This window comes from Arthrobacter sp. MYb221, from assembly GCF_002979835.1.
GTDB lineage: Bacteria > Actinomycetota > Actinomycetes > Actinomycetales > Micrococcaceae > Glutamicibacter.
On record NZ_PCPW01000004.1, the window covers coordinates 222300 to 248058 of the forward strand.

Genomic DNA, 25759 nt, shown 5'->3' on the forward strand with positions numbered 1-25759 from the left:
GCACCTGTGGATGCAGTCTTCAGCCTGTATAGCAGCGTGCATGCTGACAAACCTAGCTCGGCCGCTAGCTCGGCGTTCGGCATACCCCGACTCGCCGCTCATTAAAGTGCGGTGCAATTGGGCCGGGTGAGCACTGGATTTGTTGTTCGTTCGGTGTGACCGAACGGTGTGATAGCAACTTGGCCGTTGAACCGCTCCGCAACCTGGACTCTACTTATAGAGAGAGCAAACCATGTGTCTCTAGTCACAGAACCTAGGTCCGAAGGAGAACGAAATGGCCGTCACCGCTGCTCCAAAACAAAAAGACAGGGCTTCTAGTACGCCAAATAGTAGGCGAAACTGGGGCATCGTCGTGATGCTGTTGATCTTCTTTATGCTCAATTTCGCCGATAAGGCGGCTATAGGGCTGGCGAGTACGCCGATTCGAGAAAGCATGAACCTGAGTGCAAGCCAGTATGGGCTGCTTTCAAGCGCGTTCTTCTGGTTATTCGCGGTCGGGGCGGTCACGCTCACTGCAGTGTTCCGTAGAATCTCTTATAACTGGGCAGCCGGCATCTTGATGATCACCTGGATTCTGACAATGTTGCCACTGACGGCTCAAACAACTTTTGGTGTATTGCTTGCAAGCCGGATCGCATTGGGTTTCTTCGAAGGCCCCGCGCACGCGCTATGCCAGTCCATTGTTCACGAACTTTTCCCCCCTGAAAAGCGTGCTGCCGCAGGCGCTGTGGTCAATGCCGGTTCTTCTCTCGGACCCCTGTTTGCAGCGCCGATTCTGACTTGGATCATCCTGACCTGGGATTGGCACGCATCTTTCGTCTTCTTGGTGGGCATCAGTATTACCTGGGCCATCGTCTGGTTTTTCTATGCTGACAAGCTTCCCTTCCGCAAGCGGCGAATAGCCAATGAGCCTAGGGCAGCCAAGGAAGACCCCAACGGCGATATTGTCGTCCCGTTCTACCGTCTGCTATTGATACCTAGCTTTTGGGGTCTCGCGCTACTTTCGTTCGCCGGATATCTAATCACCTCGCTGAAGGTTTCCTGGTTGCCTGCCTTCATGAATGAAGGCCTAGGGTACTCGATGGAAAGTGTCGGCGTATTGGTGACGATCCCGTATATTGTGGCGGTAGTAGTACTACTGGGTGCCGGGTTGCTCTCAGGACACCTATTGAAGCGTGGCCACTCCTCAAGAATGGCCCGTTCTTTCCTGACTGCTGCCTGCCTGCTGTTCGCCGGAGCATCAATGATCACGTTTACTCAGATCCCGGCTGGCCCGCTCCAGCTCGTTCTGGTCGTCGCGGCATTCTCCATCAATTCGGTGGCGTTCTCCATCGGATTTGCAGGTGCTTCGGACTTCCTCCCGGCCCACCAGCGTGCCTCGTTCTTCGGTTGCATAATTGCTGCCTATTCGATCGCCGGAATGGTTGCACCCTACGTACTGGGTCTGATCGTTGAAAGCGCAGCATCCTCCGTTCAAGGCTATTCGAACGGATTCTTGATCGTTGGCATCACCATCTGCGTATTCGGGGTCGCCGGTGGAATGATGCTCAATCCAGCCCGGGCGCGGACCCGGCTTCTAGAACTCACCGCAATGTATGAAGCTCGAAAGCAGGTCAGTTCATGAACCAGCAAGCTGGGCCGTTGAAAGGAATCCGGGTACTGGACTTTGGGCAGTACATTGCTGGCCCGGGCGCCGGCCAGATCCTGTCGGACCTCGGTGCCACAGTCATCAAGGTCGAGAACATTAGCGGTGACCAAGCCCGCAGCATTGGTGTTTTTGGCGAAGCCATGATCCGTGCCTACAACCGGGACAAGGCAAGCCTGGCACTGGATCTAAGGAAACCCGAGGCACGTGTTGTCGTCCAGCAGCTGCTCCCGGAAACCGATGTACTGATTCACAACTTCCGTCCCGGGGCGGCAGAACGGCTGGGACTCGGCGCTGAAACCTTGCGCGAGCAGTACCCAGCACTTGTCTACGGTTCGGTGACCGGGTTTGGAACTCGTGGACCCTCCAGCGATCGTCCGGGACTGGATATCGCTGCGCAGGCAGAATTTGGGATCATGCAGACAACAGGTGAAGAAGGTGGAGAACCTCAGCGGATCGGTTTCGCAGCAGTTGACGTGGCAGCAGCAAACTCGCTTGCCACGGGCATCATGGCAGCGCTCTTCGCCCGCACAACCACACGGGAAGGGGCCCATGTTCAAACATCCTTGATGGAAGCGGCGATTTCCATGCAGGCAGCGACTTGGGGCGAATTCACCATCACCGGTCAGCCCGGACGGCGCAAGGGAAACGGCCAGGCACACGCGGCCCCCGCCGCGGATCTGGTCCATGTCAGCGATGGAATGATCGTGCTTTCCGCTTACACGAGTGAGAAGTGGGCAGCGCTCTGCAACGCCATTGGCCACCCCGAATACATTGAAGATCCGAGGTTCAGCGACAATCCGTCCCGCGTTGCCCACCGTTCAGCACTCCTGGACAGTTTGGGGCAGGCACTCTCCGCGAGCACCCGTGCCCAAGCCGTCAAACTGCTCCTGGCCAACGGCATCGTCTGCGGGGCAGTCCGTGCTTTCGACGAACTGGTGATCGATCAAGATCTGGTCGCATCAGAGGTGCTGATCTCGGTTGAATCCGGCAATGGAAATTACACCTCCCCGGGAGTCCCCTTCACACTCGATGGGTGGCGCAGGACTTCCTCCGCCGAAGCGCCCCGAGTCGGAGCGCAGAATACTCGGATCCTTGCTGATCTGGGCTATACGGAGGAGCAAATCGAAGCACTGCACGTCGCCGGTGTAGTCTCCACGCCACCGATTGCCGCAGCCGGTACCTCGCAACATGCACGTAAGTAAGGAACTACATTCATGATCAACCCCGAGATATTCGAATACGGATTTGATGAGTATCGCAAGCTCATCGCGGAATTCACCGAGCGGGAATTGATTCCCGCGGAAAACGAGATGGTCCAGGCCGGCGCCGTCCCCGAGCGCCTGCTCAAACGCATGGCGGAGGTAGGGCTTTTCGGCATCTCCATCCCTCGCAAATACGGCGGGCTGGAATGGAACATGGAACAGCAAGTTCTGCTGACACTCGAATTCACGAGGGCCTCCTGCGTCTACCGTTCACGATTCTCCACGGTCATCGGTTTGTGCTCCCAAGCGATCCTCGACCACGGCACAGAAGAACAACGGGGCAACCTGCTGCCCAAGATGGCCGCCGGCGAACTGGTCACTGCATTCGCGCTGACCGAGGAAGGGGCCGGATCCGATGCGGCGCAGCTCACCACCTCCGCGACCCTTGAGCACGAACGCTACGTGCTCAACGGCGAGAAGCGATACATCACCAACGCCGGATGGGCTGATGCCTTCGTGGTTTTTGCACGCACCAACCAGTCGATCTCGGGCGCCAAAGGCGTTTCCGCGCTGATCGTTGACGCCACGCTGCCCGGAGTCACCACTTCGCTGCCCACCCGCATGAACGGCCATGCCGAGGCACCGGTCGGCGAAATCCACCTCAACAACGTCTCGGTGCCCGCCAGACACTTGTTAGGCGGAGCCGGCGGCGAAGGGCAGGGACTGACTATGGCGCTGCGCGGTATCAACCACGCCCGGCTCCACGTGGCAGCAACTTGTGTTGGCCAGGCAACGCGCATACTCGAAGAAACCACCAGCCATGTCAGCAGTCGCAAACAGTTCAACGCCCCGCTGTCCGACCTGGGAGCCGTCCAGGCCGTGCTGGGCGAGTGCTTCGCCGAGGTCGAGGCCGCCCGTGCGCTGGTCATGGAAGGAGCACGCTCCTTCGACGAGGGAGATGTCCCTCGCCACCGGATCGCCGCGGCCAAGCTCTTCGCCTCCGAAATGGCTGGCCGCGTTGCCGACAAGTGCCTCCAGCTGCTCGGCGGCGAGGGAATTGTCGGCGACCATCCGATCCCGCGTATGTGGCGCGACGTGCGCGCGCTGCGCATCTACGAGGGGTCCTCGCCAATTCACGAACGCAATCTTGCCGTAGCTATGATTCGACAAGGGAAGATCGACGGGAAGCTCCCGAATAGCTACCGCGCGTAGCCCTGCCAACGCGCAAAACCGTCTGAAGCCAAGGAGAAAATTGTGGAGATTCGCCAGCTCGAGTATTTCTTGGCCGTTGTCGAGCACAACGGGGTCAATCGCGCTGCCGTCCACCTGCACGTTGCGCAGGCAACGATATCCCAGAGCATCAGGCAGCTTGAGCGCGAACTCAAGCTCGAGCTGTTTCACCGGACGGGGCGCAACATCGTGTTGAATTCGGCGGGCCGGCTTCTTGTTGACCCGGTTCGCCGAATCCTCGGAGAGGTCCTTTCCACGAAGGACCTCATGCATGGGGCCCTCGAGATGTCCGTAGGTTCTATCACGATCGGCACGATGCCCGAGATGTCCAGCGAGGCCGTGGCTGCCTGGAGCGGATCGTTCACCAAGCACTACCCTGAGATTCGGATCGACATGACCGAGTATGCAGATGTTGCAGAGCTCTGTGAAGAAGTGCTCAACGGGCACTGCGAAATCGGATTCACCACTTTCCCGATTCCCGTCGAAAACTTGCAAACGATCCAATGCGGTGTCCAGCGGATGATGCTGGTCATGCCACCGGGCACCACGCTCCCGGCACACCAGCCGGTCGCGTTGTCCGGGCTGCACTCGCTGCCACTGGCAGTGAGCAACTTAGCGCACCGAGAAAACGACATCGTCGCAGCGGCACTTCGAGAGCAAGGCATCACCGGTCGGATCAGAGCCTACGTGCCCACCCGGCACGCGCAGCTGGCCCTGGTGCTGAACGGCAGTGCAAACGCGTTCCTGCCGATTCGGCTTGCCGTGCTCGCGAAGAAACTGGGAGCAGTGGTCGTCGAAACGGAACCCACGATTCGCACAGACTACGGAATCGTGCACCGTGCTGGCTCGTTGAATCCGGCGGCAGAAAGCTTCATTCGGCAAAGCATGGCGGTCCTGAACCAATGGGGAGAACTGATCAAGAAGCACCAGGATGCCGGGGAATCGTTGCTCGATGCTGCATTGCTGGCGGACGAAGCGCTGCACGGCAAGGTCTAGCCCGCGGGTGCCCCGACCAACTACCGACAAATCGCCGCACCGGCGAACAACCTATGAACAAACGGATTCAACTATGAATACAAGTAGCGGCGTAGAGGGCATTTCTAACATCCTGGTCATTGGCGCCGGGACCATGGGACGTCAGATAGCCATGAGCGCGGCTCTGGCCGGCTACTCCACAACCCTCCAAGATATCTCCCTCGATGGCCTGACCGCGGCACGCACCGAACACAAGAGCTGGGCCGATTCCCGGGTAGCCAAAGGCAAGCTGGGGCAGGGCGATGCCGGCGCTGCGTTGGATGCACTGGCCTACAGCACGGACTTGAACACCGCGGCCTCCGGCGCGGACTTTGTGATCGAGGCTGCCACCGAGCGTCTGGACATCAAGACGCAGATCTTCGAGCAGCTGGGCGTGCTGACCCCGGCCCATGCCATTCTGGCCACGAACTCCTCCACCCTGGGATCCTCCAAGGTCGCGGAGGCCACAGGGCGTCCGGCGCAGGTGTGCAATATGCACTTCTTCAACCCGGCGCTGGTCATGAAGTGTGTCGAGGTGGTGCGCCACGGAGCAACAAGCGACGCCACGGTTCAGGCCGCCATGGACCTGGCCCGCCGGCTGGGCAAGGAGCCGGTGCTGATCAACCGCGAAATCCCCGGGTTCATCGCCAACCGCCTGATGGGTGCGATGCAGCGCGAAGCGCTGTTCCTGGCCGATGAGGGCATCGCAAGCATCGAGGACATCGACACCACGGCGCGCACCGCGCTGGGCCATCCGATGGGCCCGTTCGCACTGATGGACATGGTTGGGCTCGACGTCATCGACTTCATCGCCCAAGCGACTTACGAGGAAACCGGCAACGCAGAGGATGCACCCAACGAACGCATCACGGCGCTGGTTGCTGAGGGAAAAATCGGACGTAAATCCGGCACCGGGTTCTACGGCTACACGCGGTAGCCCCTTGCCGGAGAAACTACCAGCGGCGTGAAAAATATTGAAGAACACCCCCGGCCATTGCAGAGGGTGTTCTTCAAAGCACGGTAAGAACCGCGTAAAACGCTGCGGGTTACTTCTGCAGGTGGTCAACCAGCTCAGAGGCGATGCCGGTGTAGCTGCCCGGGGTCATCTGCTGCAGACGAGCCTCGGCGTCCGCCGACAAGCCCAGCTCGCCAACGAATTCCTTCAAACGGGCCGCGTCCACGCGCTGTCCGCGGGTCAGGTCCTTCAGGCGCTCATAAGGATTGTCCATGCCTGCAACGCCGGCAATGGATTCGGCGCGCATGACCATCTGGATGGCCTCGGCGAGCACCTCCCAGTTGTGGTCCAGATCCTCTGCGAGTACCGCCTCGGCGACATCCAAGCGATCCAGGCCCTTGGCGACGTTCGAGATGGCAAGCACCGAGTGGCCGATGGCGGTGCCGATGTTGCGCTGCGAGGAGGAGTCGGTCAGGTCGCGCTGCCAGCGGCTGGTGACCAGGGTGGCACCCAGGGTGTCGAGCAGGCCGTTGGAGATCTCCAGGTTCGCCTCGGCGTTCTCGAAGCGGATCGGGTTCACCTTGTGCGGCATGGTCGAGGAGCCGGTTGCTCCGGCCACAGGGATCTGTGCGAAGTATCCGATGGAGATGTAGCTCCACACATCGGTGCACAGGTTGTGCAGGATGCGGTTGAAGCGTGCGATGTCGGCGTAGACCTCTGCCTGCCAGTCGTGGGATTCGATCTGGGTGGTCAGCGGGTTCCAGGTCAGTCCCAGGTGCTCGACGAAGGTCTGCGAAACCTGCTGCCAGTTAGCGGTGGGAACCGAGGCGTAGTGGGCGGCGTAGGTGCCGGTGGCGCCGTTGATCTTGCCCAGGTACTCGGTCTTCTCGATGCGGTCCAGCTGGCGGGTTAGGCGCCAGGCAAGAACTGCCAGTTCCTTGCCCAAGGTGGTTGGGGTTGCCGGCTGGCCGTGGGTGCGCGAAAGCATCGGAACGTCGCGGGACTCTTCGGCCATCTTGGTCAGCTGGGTCACCAGCTCGCGGGCCGCAGGCAACCACACCTGGGTGACGCCGCCCTGGACGCCCAGAGCATAGGAGAGGTTGTTGATGTCTTCGCTAGTGCAGCCGAAGTGGACCAGCGGCTTTAGGTTGCCAATGCCGATAGCGTCCAGGCGGTTAGCGATGTAGTACTCGACTGCCTTCACGTCGTGGACGGTGACGGCCTCGATCTCGGCCAGTTCCTTCACCGAGTCGGCGTTGAAGTCCGTGACGATCTTGCGCAGGGCAGCCTGCTGATCGGCGGTGAACGGGGAGGTGCCCGGCAGCACGGAGTTCTCGGCCAGGTGGATCAACCATTCGATCTCCACGTGAACACGATCGCGGTTCAGCGCCGCTTCGGAAAGGTAGTCAACCAACGGTGCCACCGCGCTGCGGTAGCGTCCATCGAGGGCACCAAGTGCCAGGGGTTCATTAGCAAGGGAAGTGCGCGCAATCTCAGCCATGTTCATATTCTTTCATCACTGCGTGCACATCACATCTTTTACACACATCCTTCTTTCCACAGCCGGTGCCCAAACGGGCCGAAAGAAGCAGCAACAGGGTGAAGATGAAGGCAGATTTTCACCGATTCGCCGGTGGAGAATGACGGGTTGGAGCTAATCATGATGTTTCAGGCGACCCTGGATTCGGTGGCCTTCCAGCTGGATGACGCCCAGTCAACAACGCGTTTCGCCATCGAACAGCTCTCTTCAATCGGTTCGCTGACTTGGAGATCTTCGGCAGGCAAGGCCTTTGCCTCGGAGGTGAGCCAACTCAGTGACAGGCTCGTGGGACTTACCAAAGCGCTGGGCGAAGCCGAGTCCTATCTGTCGTTGGCCATCGGGGAGATGAACGCGTTGGAAGCGGAGATCCTCAATCAGCGAATGGCTTCCTAGCCATGGGATATGACGTCAATTACAACGCCTTGGATTACGCCCAATCGGCTCAAATTTGCCAACAAGTCTACGGGCAACTCCAAAGTGTGGAGACGCAACTGCTGAGAGCCTCGGTGCGCGCGCAAGAATGCCAGCGAGAAGCGCAAACCCAATGCTGGGTAAACGGAATCGGTAACCGCGGCTATTCACTGGGGATACTGGCGGACAAATTACGCACCGGCTACCACCACGCGGCCGAAGCCGTGATCGGCGCCCGGAGGTTGGAGGAGAAGGTGCACGCAGCAATCGAGAACTACGTCAGGGCAGAGACCAGAATCGAGAACTCGATTCTGGTCTCTGCCAAATGGCAGATTCTGCTGGACGCTTGGAACAGCACGCGCAACAACGATTCCCGCCCGCCAACCACCGACATGGAAACGCTGCTCAAGCTCTTTGTTTTGCTCTCTTCGCCACGGGACCGGTTTGGCTTTGCGCGCCCGCAGCCCTTGATGATGCACGAAACGACCGAAAAACTGGCCGATTTCATCTCTACCTGGGGGCCATTGCGGAGCAAGGAACTGCACCTCGGCGACGCCCAACCGGTGGAACAGGTTGAGATCGACGGCACGCTGAACGGCTACTACCAGCTTCACAAGATTCTCAACGATGCGGGACCCAGTGATGATGGGCAGATTCTGATCGCCGAGGCCGAGCAAGATGGAGAGAACGTTTATCTCGTCATTCTTCCCGGGACTCAGGGGGAGGGCAATGGCAATAATCCCTTTGACACCTACGGCATCATCGATGCGTTCAGCCTCGAATCGGAGAACTTCGCCGGACCGATCAGCGAGGCCCTGCACATCACTGGCGCCCGCGAGGGCGACGAGGTGATCCTCAGCGGGTACTCGCAAGGCGGGATTCATATTGCGAATCTGATGAAGAACAGGTTCTTGCGCAAGAAGTTCAAAATGGAAAAGATGCTGACCCTCGGTTCTCCCATTGGCCACATAGATCTTCCCGAGGACATTCGAAGCCTGTCGATTGAGGATTCCAAAGACATGGTTCCGGGTACCGACGGGGTGGAGAACAAACGCAAAAAGGATCAAATCACCGTGAAATTTGACGGTCCGAGGTTTGAGGAACAGCTCGACGAGGGGTTGTTCGGCAAACCGCACGACCTAGATAATTACGGAGACCATCTCGAAGAGCTGGTGGAGAACCCGATCCCGGATCTGCACGAGAATCTGCGGGAATTTGGGCTTCCTCCGGGACCTTTGAGATTTCGCAAATTCAAGATCGAACGCAAAGAGCGCCCGCGAAACACAAAGCATGAAAACTGGGAGGAAGAGAAATACGGCTCAGCCCGCTAGCGCTTAGCGCTTTTCCTTGCCAACGAAAAAGCCGAGGACTGCCGAAACGATCGAGATGATGATGGTGCCGACAATGGCGTCCCACCAGAATGCGTCGATGCTAAGGCCCACCGGCGTGAACTGAGTCAGCCAGCTGGTCAGCATCAGCATCAGCGCATTAATGATCACGGTGAACAGGCCCAAGGTGAGGCAAGTGATCGGCATCGAGAAGAACGAGACTATTGGCCGCACCAACGCGTTGATCAGGCCAAAGATCACGCCCACGATCAAATAGGCGATCACGGATCCAAGGAGGCCTTCGCTGATGGCGCTGATCTGGATTCCGGGGACAATCCATACCGCTGCGGCAAGGGCCAATGCATTAACAATGACTCGAATCAAAAAGCTCATGAGACAACTTTGCCATAAAAGACTGGAAGCCCGGTGAGCAAAGAATCTGCCGATTGACCTACCGAGGGCTAGGCTTTGATGTATGAGTGAGAACCCCGTGACCCAAGATTTGGTGCAACCTCGTTCAGTAGTTGCGCGCTTGCCAAAATACGCCGCCGGCAAACCACCGACAGCAATCGAAGGACTTGAATCTTTCAAGTTGTCCTCCAATGAGATCCCTTTTGGCCCATTGGATGAGGTGCGTCGGGCGGTCATGGAACAGGACGCGCTGAACCGCTATCCGGACAGCCTCTCCACGAAACTGCGCGAGAGCCTCAGCGATTACCTCGACGTACCAGCCGAAGATGTCGTCACCGGTGCAGGATCGCTCGGCGCGCTGGCGCAGATTCTGACGACCTTTGCCGGTCAGAACGAAGACGGCGTCCAAGACGAGGTTATCTATGCATGGCGCTCCTTCGAGGCCTACCCAATTTTGGTGCAGAGCGCAGGCGCGCTGCCGGTAGAAATTCCCGTGCTGGAAGATGGCCGCCACGATCTTGAATCGATGATCGAAGCAGTCAACGAAAATACCTCGGTCATCTTGCTTTGCACGCCGAACAACCCCACCGGCCCGATCCTGACCCAGAGCGAGGTCGATGACTTCATAACGAGAGTGCCGCGCAATGTGCTGATCGTGCTGGACGAGGCGTACATCGAGTTTGTGCGCGATCCCGAAGCGGTGGACGGAGTCAACACCTACCGCGAGAATGAAAACGTGGTGTTGTTGCGCACGTTCTCCAAGGCCCACGGCCTGGCGAATCTGCGGGTTGGCTACAGCGTCGCGCACCCGGAAATCACCGACAATATTCGTGTCGTCGCCACACCATTTGCGGTCTCTTCAGTGGCGGAAGATGCCGCCGTCGCCTCCTTGGAAAACATCGATAAGGTGCTTGAGCGGGTCAACACCTTGGTGCAGGAGCGCGAACGCGTGGTGGCTGCATTGAAGGCGCTGGGCTGGGATTTCCCGGCAACCCAGGCGAACTTCGTGTGGTTGCCGCTAGGCGGAAACACACAGGCTTTCACCGAACGAGCCCAGAGCCAAGGGCTGTCGGTTCGCGGGTTTGCCGGTGAGGGCGTGCGGATCTCGATTGCCGAGGCAGCGGCCAACGACCGGATCATTGAATTATGCAAGAATTCTCTCGATTTAAAGCAGAGCTGACCTGCTTCTAATTCTCGCGTTTTAGACGCCTTGAGATATAGGCTGTTCATTAGTTAAGCCGCTATATGTCCCATAGGGAATGTATTCCTTGTGGGGCATATAATTGATCGAAGGAAGTTTTATGCCGCGTGCCGCAACCGAGGCAACGGACCAGGATCTGATTCAGATTCTGACCCCGGAAGGCCAGCGTCTGCCCAACGAAACTTATGATTCGTATTTGGGCGATGTTGACGATGACATGTTGCGTGGTTTTTACCGCGACATGGCGTTGACCCGCAGGTTCGACCAAGAAGCCACGGCCCTGCAACGCCAAGGTCAGCTCTGCCTCTGGGTCCCGCTGCGTGGGCAGGAAGCGGCGCAAATCGGTTCGGGCCGAGCCACCCGCCCGAAGGACTACATCTTCCCGACCTACCGCGAGCATGGTGTTGCGCTCACCCGCAATGTCTCCTTCTCCGAGATGCTGCGCTTGTTCCGCGGCATCTCCGGCGGCGGTTGGGACCCGCGGGAAAACAACTTCCACATGTACACCATGGTGCTTGCCGCCCAGCTGCCGCATGCCGCCGGCTACGGCATGGCGATTAATCTTGAACAGCATGGCTGGGATGAAGCGAAACGCGCCGAACAGGGTGACGCGGTGCTGACCTACTTCGGCGACGGCTCCTCCACCGAAGGCGAAACCCACGAATCGATGGTTTTCGCCAACTCCTTCGACGCACCGGTGGTGTACTTCTGCCAGAACAACCAGTGGGCCATTTCGGTGCCATTCGAAGTTCAGTCGAAGGTCCCGCTGGTCACCCGCGCCGCTGGCTACGGAATGCCGGGAATCCGCGTGGACGGCAACGACGTGCTGGCGGTCCTGGCGGTCACCCGCTGGGCCATGGAGCATGCGCGAAGCGGCAAGGGACCGGTGCTGATCGAAGCGGTTACCTACCGCCTCGGTGCGCATACCACCGCAGATGACCCGACCAAGTACCGCCAGAGCGAAGAAGAGCTGGCCTGGGCGCCGAAGGATCCGCTGATCCGCATGGAAACCTACCTGCGAGAGAGCAACATCGTCGACGAAGCGTTCTTCGAACAACTCGAACGGGACGGAAACGCGATGGCCGCTCAGGTCCGCAAGGATGCCATGGCCTTCCCCGTTCCGCCGCTGTCCAAGTCCTTTGAACAGGTGTACGCCGAAGCTCACCCACTAGTCCAGGAAGAACTGCAATGGCATCTGGACTACGAAGCCGGGTTCGCGGACGAAGCCGGACAGGGAGAGAAGTAAATTGACGACAACCATGACTCTTGCCAAGGCCATCACCAACGGCTTGGACAAGGTGCTTGCATCCAATGACCGCGCCATCCTCATGGGCGAAGATATCGGACGCCTCGGAGGCGTGTACCGAATCACCGAAGGGCTGATCGACAAGTACGGTGCCCACCGCGTGATCGATTCCCCACTGGGCGAAGCCGGAATCGTGGGCGGCGCGGTCGGCATGGCACTGCGGGGGCACAGCCCGCTGGTGGAAATCCAGTTCGACGGCTTCGTCTTCCCCGCCTTCAGCCAGATCACCACCCAGCTGGCCAAGATGCATGCCCGCTCCGAGGGGCGGCTGACCGTGCCCGTGGTCATCCGCATTCCTTACGGCGGCGGCATCGGTTCCATTGAGCACCACTCCGAATCCCCGGAAGCCCTGTTCGTGCATACCGCGGGTTTGCGCGTGATCACCCCCTCCAACGCGCACGACGCCTACTGGATGATTCAGCAGGCCGCCGAATGCAAGGACCCGGTCATTTACCTGGAACCCAAGCGCCGCTACTGGCTCAAGGGCGAGGTTGATACCGAAGCCCCGGCGCTGGACGCATTCAAGGCTCAGATAGTTCACCCCGGAGAAGACGCGACCATCGTCGCCTACGGCCCGCTGGTTCCCATCGCGCTGGCTGCCGCGGAAGCCGCCCGCGAGGACGGCCGCTCGGTTGAAGTGATCGACCTGCGTTCGCTCTCGCCGATCGATTTCGACACCATCACCGAATCGGTGCAGAAGACCGGACGGCTGATCATCACCCACGAAGCGCCGACCTTTGGCGGTCTCGGTGGCGAAATCGCCGCGCGCATTTCCGAACGCGCCTTCCTGTCCCTGGAAGCACCTGTGCTTCGCGTAGGTGGATTCCACATGCCATACCCCATCTCGAAGGTCGAATCCCAGTACCTGCCGGACATCGACAAGCTGCTCGAAGCCCTCGACCGGTCCTTCGCTTACTAAGCGCCAAGGAACCAAGGAGAAAAACATGACTGTCTTTAATCTTCCCGATGTGGGCGAGGGGCTAACCGAAGCCGATATCGCCTCCTGGAAGGTCTCCGTGGGAGACACCGTCGAGGTCAACCAGATCTTCGTGGAAATCGAAACCGCCAAATCGCTGGTCGAGCTTCCCTGCCCCTTTGCCGGGGTAGTCACCGAACTGCACGCGGGCGAAGGCGACACCGTATTGGTGGACCAGCCGCTGATCACCATCAACGAAGAAGGCGACCCGGTGCCACCTACCGGTGTCCCCGAACCTTTGGAAGCCGCCAACACCGAAACCCCGGTGGCCTCCGAGGAGCCTGGCCCGTTGGTCGGCTCCGGCCCGGCGGCCGACTCCGCGGTACGCCGCAAGCGCACCAGCCGTCCGGCGCCTTCGGCCGCAGCAGCGCGGCCCACCCCGCCTCGCGGGAGCGCCAGCGCCGCCGGCCTGGCAGATACGATCTCGCGTCGCGCCCAGGGTCTGGGCCAGGCGGTGGCCCGCGAGGTCGACCGCCGCAAGCCTGCCATGGCCAACTTTGTCGACCGGGTGCTTGCAAAGCCTCCGGTGCGCCGGCTTGCCAAGGATCTTGGCGTGGACATCAACGAGATCGTCGGTACCGGCGTGCAGGGTGAGGTCACCCGCGAAGACGTCAATAGCTACCAGGGCCAGCGCGAAGCCGAGCGCGACGCGGCACCAACCTACTGGGGACACGGAGCCGAAGGCGGCGCGCTCATCGAACGCACGCAGGTTCGCGGGGTGCGCAAGGCCACCGCAAAGGCCATGGTGAACTCCGCCTTCAGCGCCCCGCACGTTTCGATCTTCGTGGACGTGGACGCAAGCCGCACCATGGAGTACGTGCAACGGCTGAAGAAGTCCCGCGACTTCGAAGGCATTAAGGTTTCCCCGTTGCTGGTGCTGGCCCGCGCAGTGATCTGGGCGGCCGCACGCAACCCCTCGGTCAACGCCTCCTGGGTGGAGACCGAGAATGGTGCGGAGATCCACCAGAAGCACTTCATGAATCTCGGCATCGCCGCAGCCACCCCGCGTGGGCTGCTGGTTCCGAATATCAAGAATGCCCAAGAGCTGAACATGCGTGAGCTCGCGATCTCCCTCAACGAGCTGGCCACCACCGCCCGAGCCGGCAAGACCAGCCCGGAAGAAATGCGCGACGGCACGTTGAGCATCACCAATATCGGTGCGTTGGGCATTGATACCGGAACCCCGATCATCAACCCGGGCGAGGTAGCGATCGTCGCCTTCGGCACGATCCGCCAGAAGCCATGGGTTGTCGACGGCGAGGTGGTGCCCCGCTGGATCACCACCCTCGGTGGCTCCTTCGACCACCGCGTGGTTGACGGCGACCTGTCGGCCCGCTTCATGGCCGACGTCGCCTCGATTATGCAAGAACCGGCCATGCTGCTGGACTAAGCGGTGAAATCAACCCGCCCGGTGAAGTGCCTGAGCACCTCACAGGGCGGGTTTTCCCGCGCCCGGTTACTCAAACTATTATTGATATACTCGGGGCACTATGACTCGACCGTTCGCTGCAGTCCGTTCCTTGCCCCGATTTGGAGCATTGCTCCTGCCGCTGTTGGCGCTTCTCGCGCTACCGCTCCCAGCACAGGCCCAAGACCTCCGGTCAGAACCGGTTTACCCCACCGTGCAATCAAGCGCCCCGGCGGAAGACGAAGAACCAATCCTCATTCCGCGTGTCACTGCGCAGCAAGAGAACTTCTACCTTGCGGTCAGCGACGCGGCTCAAGGCTCGGTCGATACGCAAGAAATTCTCGATCAGGTACGCCAATCCATGGATCTTTCAAATGCAAAGATTCTGGTTGGAGTCGACCAGAAGCCAAACAACCTCACCGGAGCCGCGCAGCTGGTGCGAGGCATGCTGCTCTTCGGTGACAGTGACGCGCTCAGCGATGACTGGGTCGAAAACGGCCAGGAGCTGGGGTACGTCGGCAAAGGCTGGATTGTTGTCGGGGTCATGCTGCCCGAAGCCCCGGGAGCACCAACTGAGGTTTCGGTGGAACCGGGCCGCAACGTCACGGCCGTCGGGTCGGGCGCCGAAGACCGCATCCAAGGAGCCGGCCAGCAGCAGTTCGACGCCCAGAACTACACCCAAGGCCTCATCGAGGTGGCACGGGCCAGCGCCACCGAGCTGAAGGCGCCCAAAGACAGCACCACCGCAAAAATCATTGGATTCGGCGTGCTAGGCCTGATCGTGGTTGGAGCGGTGCTCGCAACCTTGATCGCGCGGCATCGCAAGAATCGTGCAGCGGCTGCCATAGCGCGCAGCAAACGCGGTGACATGCTCGTGGAGCTGCTCCGCCAGCGCGCCTTGCGACTGGACAAGCATGGCGCGCACCCAGCTGCCGGCAACCCGGAAGGACCCAGCACGCAGGCGAGCGCGGCAATTAAAAACGCGATTCCACCGCTTAATGCTCGCGCCCGCCAATTGGCCGAACAATACCAAGACGGCGGTCCGCTCGATGCCGATCGGTTGGCAACCATGGAAAGCACCTTTGCCGATCAGGAAGTGCTGGTCGCGGGGAGCAAAGCGCTCAATAGCCTGCTTGGCTCGAAGTTCCGGAACAAGGACGACTGGAACGCCATCGTGCTCACCCACCGCGAACGGCTCGAAGATACCGCACAATTCCTCAACATACCGTCAGTCGGGCAGCTGGAGTGTGTGCCACGATTGCGCACATTGATCATCGAGCACACAAACCGGCTGGATGAGGTGCGTCAATGGGCAGGCGGAAGCCAGCAGCGAAACCAAACTACTGGGCAGGTACTGGATGCGCTGTGGATCATGCGCCAAGAACTACAGCGGGAACAATCAATGGCAGTCCAACAGGTAAGAGCCGCAAATTTGAAACTCATCGATTCATTACGCGAACGCATGCTGGGTGTCCCCGGGGCCGAGAATAACTCCGATCCGCTGAGCATAGTGGACCGCGCGTACACGCGTGCTAAAGAGCTAACTGGGAAGAATCAACAGGTGAATTCATGAGCCTGGACAATATGCTCGATTCGCGCGGTCGTCGCTTACGCCGCCCGCGGTCCTGGGCCGCACTTGCCGCGATACTCATGGCCATCATCACCACTCTGGTCGCAGTGCGTGGATACACCTCCATCCCGGAGAAACCCCGCCACGAGGTGTCGATCGTCGTTGAGGGATCGCACGACTGGAATATCAGCCAGTCCACGGTGGACGCGGCTCTTGAAAAACAGCCAATCAAGTCCCATAAACCATTGACGCTCACCGTCACGGACAGGCATCTCAGCGGGGACGAGCTTCTGCGCGGCGAGCTGCCGGACTACGACGTCCTGCTCTCCACCCAGACGCAGAATCTTGAAGCCGAAAACCAAAGCATTGACGAGCGGTTCTCCGGCAGCGCGCTGAAATCCGAATTCGTTTCCGGAGACGACGAGTATACGGATGCACGCTTCGAGATTAGCAATGCATTTTGGGACAATGTCGGGTTAGGCCACGGGCCGCAAGCGGTGCTCGCGGCAGCCGAACGTGCGGCGTTCGTGCTCTCCGATGCCCCGGTGCAAAACCCGCTCTACTGGTTTGGAGCGATCGGCTTGTGCGCCATGCTCACCGCGGTGCTGTTGTACTTTGCACTGCGGTACAGTTCGCGGTGGAGCTCCAGATATCGTCGCTTGATTGCCGCGCAACGCAAGCTGGCCCGAGTAGTCCTAGACCTCGAAGCCTTGGAAGCGACCTATGCAGCCGCGCCGGAGAATTCGCGTCCAGCAGGGTTCACCAAAAACTGGAACGACCTGCGAAGCCTGTCCTTGCAGGCGGCACGCAACGAAGATCCGCTGGTCGCTGCGCTTTTCAGCAAAGCTGAGGCCCTGAACCAGCACACCGGTGCCAAACTGGCCGACTTTGAAAACACCAGTCGGAAGCTCACTCAATTAGCCGATTCGCTGATGGGGGCCGGGTCGGTTCACGCAAATCTCGCTGGAACCGGAAGCACCTTCGATAAGCTCAGCCGCCCGATCTATGAGGCCGCTACCGCATTGCTGATTCGCCTGGATCAAGCGCCAGGGCGAATGGTCTCGGGTCAGGACCTGCAGACTTTGCGCACGGAGCTTGGCGAGCTTTTGGATGCTTCGACGGGGGACACCGACAGCAAGCAGGCGGTCGCCCGGTGGCGGGAAGCCGAACATCAACTTGCCCGGCACACCCGCACGCTGATTACCTCGCTGCGCCGTTACCCGCACGGCCGTATTCCCGCCGCGGCGCAGATTTCCCAAGACCATCGCCAACTGCGTGAAAGCCTGGGCCTCGAAGCACCAGAAAAATCTAGCGCCTTGCACCACCTGCGCTTGGCCAATGCCCTGGTGCGAGCAACGCTTGGAGACACCCTCGCCTCGGACGGCGGCCGGCAAACGCCCGACGCCGGCGCCATGCCCGACACCGCGATTGCTTCGGCTCGGGGAAGGCGAGGTACCGCCGGTACCGAGGAACCGGCTCCGCGCCGTCGCGGGCTGCTGATCACCCTCGCGGTGTTGACGCTTCTGGGCAGCATGGTTGCCGCCGGATTGCTGGTGGCCAAGCTGACCGCAAGGCCCGAAGTGGCCAGCGATGGCAGCGGGCAAGGCGTGAGCTTTGAGGTAGATGACCCAGCGGGGATGCTCGTCGAAGAGGATGTCTTGCGCTATATGGACACCGACTTCGAAAGCGACAGCAGCTTCACCCTCGCGGTACGGGATGCCGAAAGCTATCTTGAATTCCGTCCCCCGGAGTCCGGGAGCACCTTCCGCGATGTTCGGCCCGTCAGCATCCTGGAGGCGAAATGGCGTTTGAAGGGTGAATTCAAGGACAAAGTAGATCCGGTTACCGGTGAGCTTCTGCCCGAGGAGGCGATCATCCCGGTGCTGGTCACGGACGCCGAAAGGACCGTCGTTCCGGGAATCATCAGCTCCGAGGTGCAACGCGGCGAGTATTCCTGGGGTCGCTTGAACGCCTGGGAACACGGGTCGATCAGTGAATCCAGGTATTTGGAGATGGAGGTCGCCGGAACCCTGGACGACTACAACGAGGCGCTGGAACGCAACGGGTATGAGCGAGCCGGGTTCTCCTCGTCGAGCCTCTTCTGGATGCTCAGCTTCATGTTCTTCTTCACCGTCGTCAACCTGGTGCTCGTCGTGCGGTACCTGCTCGGTGCCACGAGCCGCATCAGCCGATTCGGACGCGGTGCGGGGGCCTTGGCTCGGGCGAAGAAGCAGCTCGAAACGTTGATGCTCGGCTTGGACGATGCACAGCTCAACGCGGTGGCGGTGCTCGGTTCCGGCGGCCAAGGGCGCGCAGATGAAGCCGGGCAGCGGCTCTTCGAACGCGCTCTGGTGATGGCGTGGCACGAAGCGGAAGAACTCTCGCAGCTTCCCATGTCCGAACGCTTGCACCAGTCATATGCTCACCGGGTGGCCCACCTGGAACGCTTGGTGGCGATGCTGGGTGAACGCGATGCAGATGTCGCCCGCCGCGCCAAGGCCCTGGTGGCCGCGACTCGTGGTGCTGGCGGAGATGAGCCGGCCTCGGTCATCCTTCCCGGAAATTTGGGTATTAGGCTTCCAGAACAATAAAGAGGAAGGCGAGGAACCGCGGGTCTTGGCGGCCGTTGAAAAAATCAGGGAACTTCTCCACGGCTTCTGGAGAGGGGGCAGGCTCTTCGAGGTGCGTCAGGCGAAAACCTGCTGCTAGGAAGGATGTCAGCATGGCCGACAAGGACCTGTCCCAGAAGGTCAGTTCGGTTTCTTGCCCGTTCATCTGCCAATTCTCGGTTCTTGAACGGGTTTCGAAGTAGTTTGTCTTCACTCCGGCCTCACGCTGGCCGAGCCAGGTCGCGAACGGGTGCTCGACCGAGAGGATCAGGCGACCGCCCGGTTTAAGCACACGTTTCATCTGGGCCAGGGTGTCCTGCCAGTCTTCGAGATAGTGCAACGAGAGCGAACAGAGCACATCATCAAAGGTATTGTCTTCGAAGGGCAGCGGTGCAGCTAGATCGGCGACTCTCAGGTCCGCCTCGGTCCCCAGCCGATCGCGGGCAATTTCGAGCATGGCGGCGCTGCCATCGATGCCGATAACTGTTGCCCCGAGTCCAAGCAGGTCGACGATATTTGGACCTGATCCGCAGCCCGCGTCCAGCACGCGATGGCCTTTGACCTCGCCAAGCAGCGCGCGGATGGCCGGACGATTGTAATACTCGTTGAGCAGGCTTGAATCGTTTTCGGCGGTATAGCCATCGGCAATGGCGTCGTAGGCCGCAGCGGCGGACTTCTCTTCTACATCTGGGAGCTCCATGCAGCTATCTTGGCACAGATAGCTGTCTTTGGAGCAGGACTTTTGATCCTGCTCACCTAGGGATATGTGCTGAAGATGATGGGAGCTACCTGTGATCGCGTCATCCCTGGCGGGCGGGCACCGCAGGAGCCAGAAGCGGGAGCGGCGGCCAAGCTCCCAAAACTTTCAGAGAGGCACGACCGCCGCCTGAGCTAGCAGTATCGGCTAGCCGAGCACCTCGGGCAACGGGTTGGGCTCGTTGCCTAGGACGTTTTGTGAGAGGAACTCGAAGATCACCTGGTACCAGATCTTGGCGTGTTGCGGAGTGAGAACCCAGTGGTTTTCATCCGGGAAGTACAGGAACTGATGGACGGTGGTTCCGTCCGCCTCCTGCGGAAGCCCGGACTCGGCCAATAGCTCGTACCACAAGCGCAAGCCCTCCCCAATGGGTACGCGATAATCCTTGTCGCCATGAATCACCAGCATGGGCGTCACAATATTCGCCACCGAGTTATGCGGGGAATTGACCTGGATCATTTCCTTGCTCATCTCACGTGTCCAATAGAACGAGGCATCGGTGGTCTTGCCGAAACCTTCCAGCGCCCACAGGCTCGCATGAGTCACGATTGCCTTGAACCTATCGGTGTGCCCGGCGATCCAGTTGGCCATGTAGCCACCGAACGAGCCACCCATGGCCGCGGTCCGGGTCTCGTCGATATCCGGGCGGGACTCGGCGGCATCGGTGATGGCCATCAAATCCGTATAAGGCTCGAAACCCCAACGCCCCCAACCACGCTGGATGAACTCCTGGCCGTAGCCGGTAGACAGCGAAGGGTCGGGCAAGAGCACCGCGTACCCTTGAGCGACCGCCAGCCATGGATTCCAACGCCAGCTCCAGGCATTCCATGAACCCAGCGGGCCGCCGTGGACCCACAGCAGCAACGGTGCCTTGGACTTCGGACCGGCAGTTTCGGGAAGCGCCAACCAGGCACGCACCGGGGTTCCGTCCTCGGCGGTGGCCGTGACTTCGGTGAGCGTGCCCGGAAGCTCGGGCCGCGCTGCGGGGGAACGCAGCTCGGATACCCGCGCGTATTCGTTCTCTTCCAGATCCGAGAGGTGGGTAAGTTCCACCGCCACCGGTTCCGCCGGATATTCGTAGCTTGAGCGCAAAGCGTAAGCGGTCCGCGAATCCGGGCTGATCAGTACGTTGGCGTATGCTCCGGCATCGGTCAGGCGAGTGATCTTGTCCCGGTCCAGCGACAGGTGGAAGATCGGGCTATGCCCGTGCTCGTCGGCGACGATCAGCAGCGAGTGGCCGTTAGGGAACCAGATGATGTCTTCCGCCCAGCGGTCCCAACCCACTGCGATTTCGTGGGTTTCTCCGCTGGCCAGTTCCATAAGCCAAAGGCTCATAACCGGCGCGGTCTCGGGTGTGGATCGGGTCCAACGGCAGTAGATCAGTTTGGTCGAGTCCGGGCTGATCTTGCCTACCGTGTACTCGTAGTCCTGGTCCGGAGACAGGAGCATCTCCTGTTCGCCGGAATGCAGATCGATGCGCATCAATCCTGTAGCCACCGAGCCGCGGCCTTCCGGTACCATCCACTCGGTAATCAGGAACTCGCCGCTATCCGCGGCAGTGAACTCAGCTTCTGTCTGATTCGCACCGATGCCGGGAGTTAGGTCCTTGAGCGTGCAAGCATCGGCGCTTGAGCTTTCCGGCAGCCGGGTGGCATAGAAATGTGGTGTTTGCGGTCCAAGATCCGCATCCCAATATCGCACCGGATAACTGGTGTGCAGGATGGCGGAGATCTTCTTCTCTTTGCGTTCGCCGAGGATTTTTTCCTCGTGTTCCAGGTCCTTCGCGCGCGGCAGCCCGGCGGCGCGTACCAGGAGGTCCTTCTGGTTCCGGGCGAATGTGGTGACCGATTCGATGCCTGCCGGATGCGACAGGATCGACCGCGCCTCGCCTCCCGCCTTGGGCAGCAGCCAAGCTTCGGGCTTGGCGTCATCCTTGGCGGAGCGCTTGGACAGGAAGAGCAGATCGCCGGTGGCGGTGAAGTTCGGCTGCGATTCGCCGTTTTCGCCAAAGGTCAGCCGGCGGGCCGGTTCGTGCCCGCTGGGGTCGATCTCCCAGAGGGCAGAGCTGTATTTTGTTGTGTCCTCGGCAAGCGTGCTCACCGAGGTGACTAGCCGGGTGCCATCCGGTGAGAGCGCCAGCCCGCCGAGCCGGGAGAGGGAAATGTAGCCATCAAGATTATGAAATGGTTGCTTTGCATGTGCCATAGGACACATCATTCCACTATTGCCGCTCAGGCACTAGTGCAATGCACAGATGCGTTCCAGGCAGAAGCTGCGTCGCATCACGCGAGTTGCGTCCAAGACTTAATGCTTTTGATATTGGAATGGCGTGCCGGATAGGGGATCGTGGGAGCGAAGGGCCCCGCACCCGCTAACCGCGGTGTGCCGGCCGGCTCGCCGATCCGCAGGGACTGCTAAGGAGCAAAGGGTGAAACAACTACAACTATCGCTGCGACTGCTGTCGCTAACGGCACTCTCCGCGCTCGCGTTGGCTTCGTGCTCGACGAATGATCCAAGCCCAGAACCGGCACCGAGCGAGAACACCCAAGCCCCGGACGCCTCGGAAGCAGCGCCCGCGCCAAGCCCCGGCGCCGCGCAGAGCCCAAGCGCGGACGAATCCGATAATTCGAGTCGAACCGGAGAAACCGACCTATCTCAAACTCAAGAGATTATGGGCATCGGCTTCCAGCTGCCCGCGGAGTGGTACGTCGAAGAAGATTGCGATGGCGAATGCATCGAGTACGACAAATGGGAGATCAAGGATCGCAGCGGCGCACACGTGATGACCCTGCTCCCGAATACCGCGACCTCTCCGGACGGCGACATGAACCTCTATGAACGCGAGCTGCTCAAAGAAGTTCCGATACCCGCACTGGAAACTCCAACGAGTCTAATCGCCGAGTTTTGGACGGGCACCAGCCAGGAAGACGGCGAAAAGGAAAGCGGTTTCTCCTTGGCGCTCGTCGATGACCAGGTCCTGAAAGAGCGCACCGAACAACCCGATCTGGACTATTTCAAAATCGGCGACAGCCAGGCGCCGATGCTCTGGGTGGAAGAGGAATATATGGAGGATCAAGGGATCGGCGACGATCCCACTCGTGAGGGCGTGGACAACTTCCTGGCCGGCGACGAGTACCGAACCATCGAAAACATCCTGCTCACCGTGCGCCATGCGGCAGGTTAAACACCAATGGTGTGGAGCCCGCTAGGACTCCACACCATTGCCGAATCACTAGACCAAGGCCTTCTCATTTCCCGAGTCGTCATTGCTTGCGCGCTCTGCAGCCAGGCGTGCGCTTGCCAGCTCGTTGATCCGCTTCCGGCTGGCGTACCAGCCGAGAACCAGCAGCGGAACGATGATCGCCAACGAAGCGATGGTCCAGGTACCCACCGGATTATCGAAGGCCATCATGACCAGCACCGCGGCGAGGAAGACCAGCGTTACCCATCCGGAGATGGGAGCCAGCGGCATCCTGAAGCTCGGACGCTCCAGGCTGCCGCGGCGTGCGGCCTTGACCAACGCCATCTGGCACAACACGATCATGCCCCAGGAGGCCAAGATTCCCACGGCGGCGAAGTTCAAGACGATTTCAAATGCTTTTGCCGGAACAAAGGCATTGAGGACCACGCCGAATACCGCGACGGCCGCGGTAATCAAGATGCCGCCATAAGGCACACCGGACTTGTTCATGCGTCCGGCGAAACGCGGGGCCGAACCGTTCAAGGACATGGAGCGCATGATGCGCCCGGTGGAGTACAAGCCGGCATTCAACGAAGACAGCGCGGCGGTGAGCACCACCAGGTTCATCACCACATCCATGCCCTGAATGCCGATGGAGCCGAAGAACGTCACGAACGGGGATTCGCCGGCCTTGTAGGCGGAGTAGGGAAGCAGCAAGGAAAGCAATACCAGCGAGCCGACGTAGAACACCGCGATGCGGATGATCACCGTGTTCACCGCCTTCGGCATGACCTTCTCGGGATCCTTTGCCTCGCCGGCCGCGGTGCCGATCAGCTCGATCGACGCGTAGGAGAAGACCACACCCTGCATGAGCACCAGCACCGGCAGCAAGCCATTGGGCAGCAGTCCGCCATTGTCACTCAGAATCGAGAAGCCCACCTCGTGGCCGTCGATCGGGGTGCCGAAGATGACGAAGTAGCAGCCAACAATGAGGAAGCCCACCAGCGCGACAACCTTGATCAAGGCGAACCAGAATTCCATCTCGCCGAAGGCCTTGACCGAAACCAGGTTCATGCCGAGCACCAGGGCAAGGGCCGCCAATGCCCAGACCCACTGCGGAACCGCGCCAATCCAGGAAACGTATTTGCCGAAGAACGCCATGTACAGGGCCACCGCGGTGATATCCACAATTGAGGTCATGACCCAGTTCAGCCAGTACAGCCAGCCGGTGGCGAAGGCTGCCTTCTCGCCGTAGAACTCGCGGGCATAGGAAACAAACGAACCCGAGGTCGGGCGGTGCATGACCAGTTCGCCCAGTGCGCGCAGGATCAGGAATGCGAAGAAGCCGCAGACCGCGTAGCTCACGACGATGCCCGGACCGGCAGCCGCCAGGCGCCCGCCGGCGCCCATGAACAGGCCAGTGCCGATGGCGCCGCCAATGGCGATCATCTGCATCTGGCGGGAAGAAAGTCCCTTGTGGTAATCGTCGTCACCGGCGGTGAGTCCCGCCTCGGGCACGTGCGCCGCGGTGGCGTGGGTGGTGGAATGCTCCATCGGAATCCTTGCGTGTTAGTCGGAGAGATTTGCCAGGCGCTCTGGCTTGAGCAGTTCGTTCAGGTCTGCGGCCGAGAGCAGGCCGCGTTCGAGCACCAGCTCGGCCACGCCGCGTCCGGAATGCAACGCTTCCAGCGCGATCGAGGTGGACTGGGCGTAGCCCAGCCGTGGGTTCAACGCGGTGACCAGGCCGATGGAGTTCTCCACCTCGCGGCGCAACGCGTCCTCATCGACGGTGATTCCATCGATGCAGCGGGTGGCCAGGGTGAGGCAACCGTTGGTCAGGTGCTTGAGCGAAAGCCCAATGGAGTGCGCGATCACCGGTTCGAAGGCGTTCAGCTGGAGCTGGCCGCCCTCGGCCGCCATAGTCACCGTCATATCGTGGCCGACCACCTGGTAGGCGATCTGGTTGACGACCTCCGGGATGACCGGGTTGACCTTTCCTGGCATGATCGAGGACCCGGACTGCACGGCCGGCAGCTGCAGGTCGTTGAGTCCGGCACGTGGTCCGGAAGAGAGCAGGCGCAAATCGTTGCAGATCTTCGAGATCTTCAGCGCCACACGCTTGAGCACTCCGGAGAGGTGCACGAAGGCTCCCACGTCGCTGGTGGCCTCGATCAGATCGGGACTGGTGGTCAACGGCAGGCCGGTCAAAGCGGCCAGGTGGCCGCGCGCCGATTCGGCGTAGCCTGCCGGTGCGTTCAAGCCGGTGCCGATCGCGGTGGCCCCGAGATTGATCTCGGTGACCAGCGACAGCGATTCGGCCAGCCGATCGCGGTCCTCGCGCAAGGTGACGGCCCACCCGCCAAATTCTTGGCCGACGGTCATCGGCACCGCATCTTGCAACTGGGTGCGGCCCATCTTCACCACGCTGCGGAATTCGCCGGCCTTGGCCAGGCAGGAATTCTCCAGCACCAGCATGGCTTCAAGCAGCGGCTGGGTGGCGAAGTGCGTGGCGATGTTCACCGCGGTCGGGTACGCGTCGTTGGTGGACTGCGAGAGGTTCACATGGTCATTGGGGTGCAGGTAGGAGTACTCGCCCTTTGAATGGCCCATGATTTCCAAGGCGAGGTTTGCAATGACCTCGTTGGCGTTCATATTGGTGCTGGTGCCCGCGCCGCCCTGGATGGGGTCGATGATGAACTGTTCGTGCAGGGCGCCGGCGGCGATCTTTTCGCAAGCCTGGTCAATGGCCCCGGCGCGCTCGGCGTCGAGCAGGCCCAGCTCGTGGTTTGCCCGGGCGGCCGCCTGCTTCACGCGGGCCAGCGCGGCAATCAGGTGCGGGTTGCCGGTGAGGCTGGTGCCGGTGATATCGAAGTTTTCCTTGGCGCGCAGGGTATGCACGCCCCAGTAGGCGTCGACCGGGATGTCGCGGTCGCCGATCAGATCGTGTTCGCTGCGTGTGACGGGAGCCTGAATGGTTTCAGACATGAGTGCTCACTCCTGATTTTAGGCGCA

At 60.5% G+C, this 25759-nt stretch carries 20 protein-coding genes; 14 read left to right on the forward strand and 6 right to left on the reverse strand.

Features of this window, described 5'->3' with window-relative positions:
- Window positions 1-274: 274 nt before the first annotated feature.
- The 5 genes from CQ015_RS07230 to CQ015_RS07250 all read left to right on the forward strand — a co-directional run bounded on the left by CQ015_RS07230 (window position 275) and on the right by CQ015_RS07250 (window position 6031).
- A complete protein-coding gene (locus tag CQ015_RS07230; protein ID WP_105552778.1) occupies window positions 275-1624 on the forward strand; it encodes an MFS transporter in 1350 nt (449 codons plus the stop codon).
- Window positions 1621-2850 carry a CaiB/BaiF CoA-transferase family protein gene (locus tag CQ015_RS07235; RefSeq protein ID WP_105552779.1) on the forward strand — a complete coding sequence of 410 codons (1230 nt, stop codon included), beginning with the start codon at window positions 1621-1623 and terminating at the stop codon, window positions 2848-2850. The genes CQ015_RS07230 and CQ015_RS07235 overlap by 4 nt, the downstream gene beginning before the upstream one ends.
- Window positions 2851-2862: 12 nt before the next feature.
- Window positions 2863-4062, forward strand: coding sequence for an acyl-CoA dehydrogenase family protein (locus tag CQ015_RS07240; protein ID WP_105552780.1), 1200 nt, complete (start codon window positions 2863-2865; stop codon window positions 4060-4062).
- A 42-nt stretch (window positions 4063-4104) separates the two neighbouring features.
- Window positions 4105-5076 (forward strand): LysR family transcriptional regulator, encoded by a 972-nt coding sequence (locus CQ015_RS07245; protein ID WP_105569584.1) that lies wholly within the window; start codon window positions 4105-4107, stop codon window positions 5074-5076.
- A gap of 73 nt (window positions 5077-5149) precedes the next feature.
- Window positions 5150-6031 carry a 3-hydroxyacyl-CoA dehydrogenase family protein gene (locus tag CQ015_RS07250; protein WP_105649716.1) on the forward strand — a complete coding sequence of 294 codons (882 nt, stop codon included), beginning with the start codon at window positions 5150-5152 and terminating at the stop codon, window positions 6029-6031.
- A 109-nt stretch (window positions 6032-6140) separates the two neighbouring features.
- Here the strand turns inward: CQ015_RS07250 and purB are convergent, their stop codons facing one another.
- A complete protein-coding gene (gene purB, locus CQ015_RS07255; RefSeq protein ID WP_105649769.1) occupies window positions 6141-7550 on the reverse strand; it encodes an adenylosuccinate lyase in 1410 nt (469 codons plus the stop codon).
- Window positions 7551-7709: 159 nt separating this feature from the next.
- On the opposite strand from purB, the gene CQ015_RS07260 reads away from it, so the two are divergent.
- Together CQ015_RS07260 and CQ015_RS07265 are read left to right on the forward strand one after the other, a co-directional pair.
- Window positions 7710-7982 (forward strand): hypothetical protein, encoded by a 273-nt coding sequence (locus CQ015_RS07260; RefSeq protein WP_105649717.1) that lies wholly within the window; start codon window positions 7710-7712, stop codon window positions 7980-7982.
- Between the two features lie 2 nt (window positions 7983-7984).
- Window positions 7985-9331, forward strand: a complete 1347-nt coding sequence (locus CQ015_RS07265) for a hypothetical protein (RefSeq protein WP_105649718.1) — start codon at window positions 7985-7987, stop codon at window positions 9329-9331.
- Window positions 9332-9334: 3 nt separating this feature from the next.
- Here the strand turns inward: CQ015_RS07265 and CQ015_RS07270 are convergent, their stop codons facing one another.
- Window positions 9335-9721: a phage holin family protein gene (locus tag CQ015_RS07270; protein ID WP_105649719.1), complete on the reverse strand. Its 387-nt coding sequence runs from the start codon at window positions 9719-9721 to the stop codon at window positions 9335-9337.
- An 82-nt stretch (window positions 9722-9803) separates the two neighbouring features.
- On the opposite strand from CQ015_RS07270, the gene CQ015_RS07275 reads away from it, so the two are divergent.
- From CQ015_RS07275 to CQ015_RS07300, 6 genes are all read left to right on the forward strand, one after another.
- Entirely contained in the window at window positions 9804-10919 is a 1116-nt protein-coding gene (locus CQ015_RS07275; RefSeq protein WP_105552786.1) for a histidinol-phosphate transaminase, read from the forward strand.
- Between the two features lie 121 nt (window positions 10920-11040).
- Window positions 11041-12186, forward strand: a complete 1146-nt coding sequence (pdhA, locus tag CQ015_RS07280) for a pyruvate dehydrogenase (acetyl-transferring) E1 component subunit alpha (protein ID WP_105552787.1) — start codon at window positions 11041-11043, stop codon at window positions 12184-12186.
- 13 nt (window positions 12187-12199) lie between these two features.
- Window positions 12200-13165 carry an alpha-ketoacid dehydrogenase subunit beta gene (locus CQ015_RS07285; RefSeq protein ID WP_105552788.1) on the forward strand — a complete coding sequence of 322 codons (966 nt, stop codon included), beginning with the start codon at window positions 12200-12202 and terminating at the stop codon, window positions 13163-13165.
- 25 nt (window positions 13166-13190) lie between these two features.
- Window positions 13191-14612 carry a dihydrolipoamide acetyltransferase family protein gene (locus tag CQ015_RS07290; protein ID WP_105649720.1) on the forward strand — a complete coding sequence of 474 codons (1422 nt, stop codon included), beginning with the start codon at window positions 13191-13193 and terminating at the stop codon, window positions 14610-14612.
- A 100-nt stretch (window positions 14613-14712) separates the two neighbouring features.
- The gene (locus CQ015_RS07295; protein ID WP_146114030.1) at window positions 14713-16203 is read left to right on the forward strand and encodes a hypothetical protein; all 1491 of its coding nucleotides are present in this window, start codon (window positions 14713-14715) and stop codon (window positions 16201-16203) included.
- Complete coding sequence (locus tag CQ015_RS07300) at window positions 16200-18791, forward strand: DUF5129 domain-containing protein (RefSeq protein WP_105649722.1); 2592 nt, start codon at window positions 16200-16202, stop codon at window positions 18789-18791. The genes CQ015_RS07295 and CQ015_RS07300 overlap by 4 nt, the downstream gene beginning before the upstream one ends.
- Here the strand turns inward: CQ015_RS07300 and CQ015_RS07305 are convergent.
- Both CQ015_RS07305 and CQ015_RS07310 read right to left on the reverse strand, forming a co-directional pair.
- Window positions 18772-19509 (reverse strand): class I SAM-dependent methyltransferase, encoded by a 738-nt coding sequence (locus CQ015_RS07305; protein WP_105649723.1) that lies wholly within the window; start codon window positions 19507-19509, stop codon window positions 18772-18774. The genes CQ015_RS07300 and CQ015_RS07305 overlap by 20 nt on opposite strands.
- 204 nt (window positions 19510-19713) lie before the next feature.
- Entirely contained in the window at window positions 19714-21771 is a 2058-nt protein-coding gene (locus tag CQ015_RS07310) for a S9 family peptidase (RefSeq protein ID WP_105649724.1), read from the reverse strand.
- Between the two features lie 223 nt (window positions 21772-21994).
- Here CQ015_RS07310 and CQ015_RS07315 point away from each other — a divergent pair, with 223 nt between their 5' ends.
- Window positions 21995-22750, forward strand: a complete 756-nt coding sequence (locus tag CQ015_RS07315) for a hypothetical protein (RefSeq protein WP_146114031.1) — start codon at window positions 21995-21997, stop codon at window positions 22748-22750.
- 48 nt (window positions 22751-22798) lie between these two features.
- Here CQ015_RS07315 and CQ015_RS07320 read toward each other — a convergent pair whose 3' ends face one another.
- Complete coding sequence (locus CQ015_RS07320; RefSeq protein ID WP_105649726.1) at window positions 22799-24301, reverse strand: amino acid permease; 1503 nt, start codon at window positions 24299-24301, stop codon at window positions 22799-22801.
- 15 nt (window positions 24302-24316) lie between these two features.
- On the reverse strand, window positions 24317-25732 hold the full coding sequence (locus CQ015_RS07325; RefSeq protein WP_105649727.1) for an aspartate ammonia-lyase: 1416 nt from the start codon (window positions 25730-25732) through the stop codon (window positions 24317-24319).
- Window positions 25733-25759 lie beyond the last annotated feature (27 nt).

Coding starts and splice junctions, on each gene's coding strand:
- CQ015_RS07265 (WP_105649718.1), top strand. CDS start 7,985: ATGGGATATGACGTCAATTACAACGCCTTGGATTACGCCCAATCGGCT.
- CQ015_RS07230 (WP_105552778.1), top strand. CDS start 275: ATGGCCGTCACCGCTGCTCCAAAACAAAAAGACAGGGCTTCTAGTACG.
- CQ015_RS07250 (WP_105649716.1), top strand. CDS start 5,150: ATGAATACAAGTAGCGGCGTAGAGGGCATTTCTAACATCCTGGTCATT.
- CQ015_RS07290 (WP_105649720.1), top strand. CDS start 13,191: ATGACTGTCTTTAATCTTCCCGATGTGGGCGAGGGGCTAACCGAAGCC.
- CQ015_RS07235 (WP_105552779.1), top strand. CDS start 1,621: ATGAACCAGCAAGCTGGGCCGTTGAAAGGAATCCGGGTACTGGACTTT.
- CQ015_RS07260 (WP_105649717.1), top strand. CDS start 7,710: ATGATGTTTCAGGCGACCCTGGATTCGGTGGCCTTCCAGCTGGATGAC.
- CQ015_RS07300 (WP_105649722.1), top strand. CDS start 16,200: ATGAGCCTGGACAATATGCTCGATTCGCGCGGTCGTCGCTTACGCCGC.
- CQ015_RS07310 (WP_105649724.1), bottom strand. CDS start 21,771: ATGGCACATGCAAAGCAACCATTTCATAATCTTGATGGCTACATTTCC.
- CQ015_RS07325 (WP_105649727.1), bottom strand. CDS start 25,732: ATGTCTGAAACCATTCAGGCTCCCGTCACACGCAGCGAACACGATCTG.
- CQ015_RS07275 (WP_105552786.1), top strand. CDS start 9,804: ATGAGTGAGAACCCCGTGACCCAAGATTTGGTGCAACCTCGTTCAGTA.
- purB (WP_105649769.1), bottom strand. CDS start 7,550: ATGGCTGAGATTGCGCGCACTTCCCTTGCTAATGAACCCCTGGCACTT.
- CQ015_RS07295 (WP_146114030.1), top strand. CDS start 14,713: ATGACTCGACCGTTCGCTGCAGTCCGTTCCTTGCCCCGATTTGGAGCA.
- CQ015_RS07270 (WP_105649719.1), bottom strand. CDS start 9,721: ATGAGCTTTTTGATTCGAGTCATTGTTAATGCATTGGCCCTTGCCGCA.
- CQ015_RS07305 (WP_105649723.1), bottom strand. CDS start 19,509: ATGGAGCTCCCAGATGTAGAAGAGAAGTCCGCCGCTGCGGCCTACGAC.
- pdhA (WP_105552787.1), top strand. CDS start 11,041: ATGCCGCGTGCCGCAACCGAGGCAACGGACCAGGATCTGATTCAGATT.
- CQ015_RS07240 (WP_105552780.1), top strand. CDS start 2,863: ATGATCAACCCCGAGATATTCGAATACGGATTTGATGAGTATCGCAAG.
- CQ015_RS07285 (WP_105552788.1), top strand. CDS start 12,200: ATGACTCTTGCCAAGGCCATCACCAACGGCTTGGACAAGGTGCTTGCA.
- CQ015_RS07320 (WP_105649726.1), bottom strand. CDS start 24,301: ATGGAGCATTCCACCACCCACGCCACCGCGGCGCACGTGCCCGAGGCG.